The 4,447-nt window shown below is 43.7% G+C and carries 5 protein-coding genes; 4 read left to right on the top strand and 1 reads right to left on the bottom strand.

Annotated elements, in window-relative coordinates; genetic code table 11:
- Positions 1-50: 50 nt before the first annotated feature.
- Entirely contained in the window at positions 51-365 is a 315-nt protein-coding gene (locus ACI35L_RS17810) for a metal-sulfur cluster assembly factor (RefSeq protein ID WP_439803467.1), read from the bottom strand.
- A gap of 203 nt (positions 366-568) precedes the next feature.
- Here ACI35L_RS17810 and ACI35L_RS17815 point away from each other — a divergent pair, with 203 nt between their 5' ends.
- The 4 genes from ACI35L_RS17815 to ACI35L_RS17830 all read left to right on the top strand — a co-directional run bounded on the left by ACI35L_RS17815 (position 569) and on the right by ACI35L_RS17830 (position 4,167).
- A complete protein-coding gene (locus ACI35L_RS17815; protein WP_439803468.1) occupies positions 569-1,990 on the top strand; it encodes a M24 family metallopeptidase in 1,422 nt (473 codons plus the stop codon).
- Between the two features lie 21 nt (positions 1,991-2,011).
- The gene (locus tag ACI35L_RS17820) at positions 2,012-2,332 is read left to right on the top strand and encodes a hypothetical protein (protein WP_439803469.1); all 321 of its coding nucleotides are present in this window, start codon (positions 2,012-2,014) and stop codon (positions 2,330-2,332) included.
- A gap of 96 nt (positions 2,333-2,428) precedes the next feature.
- Positions 2,429-3,538, top strand: a complete 1,110-nt coding sequence (locus ACI35L_RS17825; RefSeq protein WP_439803470.1) for a DUF4236 domain-containing protein — start codon at positions 2,429-2,431, stop codon at positions 3,536-3,538.
- Positions 3,539-3,753: 215 nt separating this feature from the next.
- Complete coding sequence (locus ACI35L_RS17830; protein ID WP_439803471.1) at positions 3,754-4,167, top strand: hypothetical protein; 414 nt, start codon at positions 3,754-3,756, stop codon at positions 4,165-4,167.
- Positions 4,168-4,447 lie beyond the last annotated feature (280 nt).

The raw sequence follows: 4,447 nt of genomic DNA on the forward strand, positions 1-4,447 counted from the left end.
AAGCCCTGAATAGTTATTATTCAGGGCTTTTTCACACGTAAAGACTTACCTCACCCATGAACCCCTAAGGCAAGCTTCGCCAATCGAGACATGCGTTCCTTAGACCAAGGAGGGCTCCACACAATATCCACTTGAACGTCTTTGATCATCGGCAGATTAAGCAGCAATACTTCTTTGACATCGGCGACAATCCGTCCGGCCATTGGGCAGCCCATGGAGGTCATGGTCATGGTGATTTTGACGCTGTGCGGCTGGATGAGTTCCACGTCATAGACGAGGCCGAGATTGACAATATCAACTCCAAGCTCTGGGTCCATGACATCTTCTAGTTCTTCAAGAATTTGTTCCTTCGTTAAGGTCTCCATCCTCTTACGCTCCTTTCGTATAGGTTTATCTATGAGAATAAATTGAATGTAGAATAGGATAGTTTTCCTTTGATTACTATAAGCTAGTTCACGATGAAATCATGTGACCTAGCGCACACTTTTAGAATTAATCTTCCTTTTGTATGTGTGATAACTATATTAAAATGATTTATAGAATAGTGTTACTAGAGAGGAAGCTGTTCATGAAGAGTCTAAAAGAAATCTATCATCATAAGAATTTTTCATTAAGGAAGGTTCGATATCTAGAACCTGTTTTCAATAACCGTCCGGCGATTCTTTCGGATGAAACTTTTCGTGAAAGAAAGAACAAGCTGCTCCAAGCAATGAAGGATAATGGGGTTGATCTTGTATTTGTCTATGCAGACCGGGAGCATGGGGCAAACTTTGAGTATTTGACGGGATTTATTCCCCGTTTTGAGGAGGCTATGCTTGCGATTGCCTCTACTGGAGAGGCAATCCTATTCCTTGGGAATGAAAACGTAAAGATGGCTCCTCATTCTCGCATGAAGGCTCAGCTTGTTCATGTTCCGTATTTTTCATTGCCAAATCAGCCGATGGAGAATGACCGCAGTTTGAGAGACATCATAAGTGATGCAATTGATTTTCGCGGGAAAACAATCGGGATTATTGGCTGGAAGGTATTTACGAGCCATTTTGAGGACAATCGCCAATTATTTGATGTTCCCTATTTCATCGTAGATATCCTCCAAAGACTTGCGAAAGAGCATGGCGGTGAGGCCATGAATGCAAGCACCCTGTTCATGGGGGAGAATGGCGGAATTAGAACAACCAATAATGCCAACGAAATCGAGCATTATGAATATGGCTCAAGTCTTGCTTCTGATTGTGTACTGGATGTATTGAATCAAGTGGAGATTGGAAAGACGGAAATGGAACTCGCCTCCTCCTTGTCGGCATTCGGTCAGCCGCATAATGTGACGGCTATCTGTGCAACGGGGGACCGGTTCACGAACGCAGTCATTTATCCGCGGAATAAGGCGGTCCAGCTTGGGGATAAGTTTTCTGCTACAACGGGCTTTAAGGGTGGATTGGCCAGCAGGTCGGGATATGTTGTGAATAACACGGAGGAGCTTCCGGCGGATGTTCAAGATTATCTTGAGCGAGCGGCGATTCCATACTATGCGGCTGTTGTTGCCTGGCTTGAACAAATCAAGATTGGTATGAAGGGCGGCGAGCTTTATGAAATCATTGAAGAGGTACTGCCGAAGGAGGATTACCATTGGCATTTGAATCCAGGCCATCTAACGGCTGATGAAGAGTGGCTGTCATCCCCAGTTTATCCACAATCGAGCACGGAGCTGAAGAGCGGAATGCTTCTGCAAATTGACATTATTCCATCTGTACAAGGATACGCAGGCGCGAGCGCTGAAACTGGGATTGCTCTGGCAGACGAGCAGCTGCGTGAAGAAATTCGGGAGAACAGTCCGGAATTATGGGAGAGAATCTTGAAAAGAAGAGACTATATCGAAAAGGAGCTTCATATCCGGTTACATCCGGAGGTGCTTCCCCTTTCCGATACAGTTGGCTATTGTCGTCCATATTTATTAAATAAAGAAAGCGCCCTATTATTCCATCGAGAATGAACATGAAGGGAGACAGAAGACATGAAGCAATTTGATTTGAAATCGGGAACAAGAGTGATGGTGGATGAAAGCAAGATTATTATTGAAAGAACGAGCGGAAAGAGTGCTATGAAGGGATTATTTGCAGGGAGAGCGATGGGTCAGATGACCATCAAAATGTCTGCTGTGACAGGGCTGATTCATTACGCAGATTATTTAATCATTTGTGCCTCCGGACTTCCGACTCCGAATGATTTCAAAATCTCCAATGTAGCAGAAATTAAGCAATATCCAAACTGCATTGTGGCGAAAGAGGAAGAGCTTTCCGATCTGTATCAATATTTGAATGGGTTCATTCATTAATCGAAAAGACCAGGTCTTTTTATAGTCGACAAAATACGACATATGATCGCCAAGATAAAGAAAAAAGGTGAACGAAGGGAAGGGGGAGAAGCAGACATGGGGTTACGTTTCAGAAAAAGCTTCAAGATTGCTCCAGGAGTACGCATTAATGTCGGTAAGAAGAGCGCAGGGCTCAGTATTGGCGGCAAGGGGGTCCGCTATTCTGTCAATACGAGCGGGCGGAGGACAGCAAGTGCTGGTATTCCAGGGTCAGGTCTTTACTATACAAGCACAAAGAGCGGAGGCAGCCGGGCTAAGTCAAGTGCTTATCAGCAGCGTCAAGCACTGCAGCGGGCAGAACGCGAAAGAGAGAAAATGGAACAGCTTGAGCTTGCCCAATTAGAAGTGGACATGTATGAAAACCAAGTGGAGCTATTGAAGAGCATCCATAAAGAGGCTGATGAACCAGTGGATTGGGCGTATTTAGCGAAAGCGGAACCGCCATTCCAAGCTGGACAGGCAGGCCCGAAGGAGAAAGAGGCAAGGCAAGCGCTTGAGGCATATCAGCCGACAGGGTTGGAGCGAATCTTTAAGGGGCGCCAATTATTGAAGCGCCAGAAGCTCGAGCTTGCTGTAACAAAGGGAAAGGAAGAGGATGATTCTGCCTATCAGAATTGGGCAGAGCTAACGACTCTTTCGAACGATATTTTAGCCGGGGACATTGATGCCTATTTCCGTGCTATTCAGGAGATGGACCCGCTCGGAGACTTGACTGAATTCGGGAGCGGATTTGAATTCTCGACCGATGACCCATCCTATATGGAAGTCCAGTTCGATGTACATTCTGAGGAGATGGTACCGCTGAAGGAGAAAAAGCTGACGAAGACAGGGAAGGTGTCTGAGAAGGCTTTGACAAAGACGCGCTATTATGAGCTCCAGCAGGATTATGTGTGCAGCAGTGTCATCCGCATCGCGCGTGATTTGTTTGCACTCTTGCCCCTTGAGAAGGTGGTTGTTCATGCTTATGACGAGATGCTGTATACGGAAACCGGCCATATGAAGCGTGAATGCATCCTATCTGTCATCATTGATCGGGAGACGATTGGCAAGTTGAATTTAGATTTAATTGATTGTTCAGATGCCATGGTGAATTTCCCTCACCACATGCATTTCCGGAAGACAAAGGGATTTGCGCCCGTTACAGCTTTAGCGATAGAAGCGGAATAGAGTATAAAGGGCTGAACCTGGAATAAAGCAGGTTCAGTTTTTTTAGCTGTTTTCGCACTGATTGTTGCTTATGCATCCATTTAGCGGTGCATTGAATGGAGTATGGCTTCTTCAACTAAGGGGAGTTAATCAAAAGAAGGAATAAAAGACTCGTAGAAAGAATTAATAACTAATATGAAGGTATTTGAACAAATATTATGAACGATGGGGGGGAAATGATGCAAACAACAAGAGCAAGAATGTTGAGCATTTATGATTTACTTTTGGCATTAGGCGCCATTTATTGCGGCATTCAAATGGTCCGCTCAAACTACGGAATCTTTGCCGAGCAATACCCAGAAAGCTGGGCAACTAACCTTCCTTTCGATAGTTGGGTTATGCCTGGTATTCTTGCCATTGTCATATTCGGACTAGGTAATATCATAGCTTCTTTATTTAGCTTTGTAAGCAGGGGGAATAGTTCGTGGTATATTTCGATGATAATGGGTGCCCTTTTCTTTTTTGGCTTGATTCTCCAGTATATGCTAGTGCAAGAAACATATATCGTAACAACGCCGTTTTTGATTTTAAGTGTTATTCAGATATGTCTAAGTGCATATGTTTTGATTGGTTATAGAAAAGAACTCTAAGTGGGATTGAATAAAATATCTATTGATTTGAAATGTACTTAATCAAATGGTGGCATTAATCCAAGAAGGGTTAATGCCCTTTTATGTAGATACGTAAATGGAGAAACGCGGCAGCTTGTAGAAGAGGGAAAGCCCTCTGTCGAATTGAATAGTTAGAATATATTGTTTATTTGGAGGTTTTTTCTATGATCTTTGAAATGACTTATCAAGTTCGAGTATCAGATATTAAAGAAGGCGAACAATGGTATAGAGTTTTCTTAAATAAGAGCCCAGATTTTAT

The organism is Pradoshia sp. (genome assembly GCF_051873915.1).
In the GTDB taxonomy this organism is placed as follows: domain Bacteria; phylum Bacillota; class Bacilli; order Bacillales; family Pradoshiaceae; genus Pradoshia.

Excerpts from the sequence above, each read along its gene's own strand:
- ACI35L_RS17810 (WP_439803467.1), bottom strand. The coding sequence starts at position 365 with ATGGAGACCTTAACGAAGGAACAAATTCTTGAAGAACTAGAAGATGTC.
- ACI35L_RS17815 (WP_439803468.1), top strand. The coding sequence starts at position 569 with ATGAAGAGTCTAAAAGAAATCTATCATCATAAGAATTTTTCATTAAGG.
- ACI35L_RS17820 (WP_439803469.1), top strand. The coding sequence starts at position 2,012 with ATGAAGCAATTTGATTTGAAATCGGGAACAAGAGTGATGGTGGATGAA.
- ACI35L_RS17825 (WP_439803470.1), top strand. The coding sequence starts at position 2,429 with ATGGGGTTACGTTTCAGAAAAAGCTTCAAGATTGCTCCAGGAGTACGC.
- ACI35L_RS17830 (WP_439803471.1), top strand. The coding sequence starts at position 3,754 with ATGATGCAAACAACAAGAGCAAGAATGTTGAGCATTTATGATTTACTT.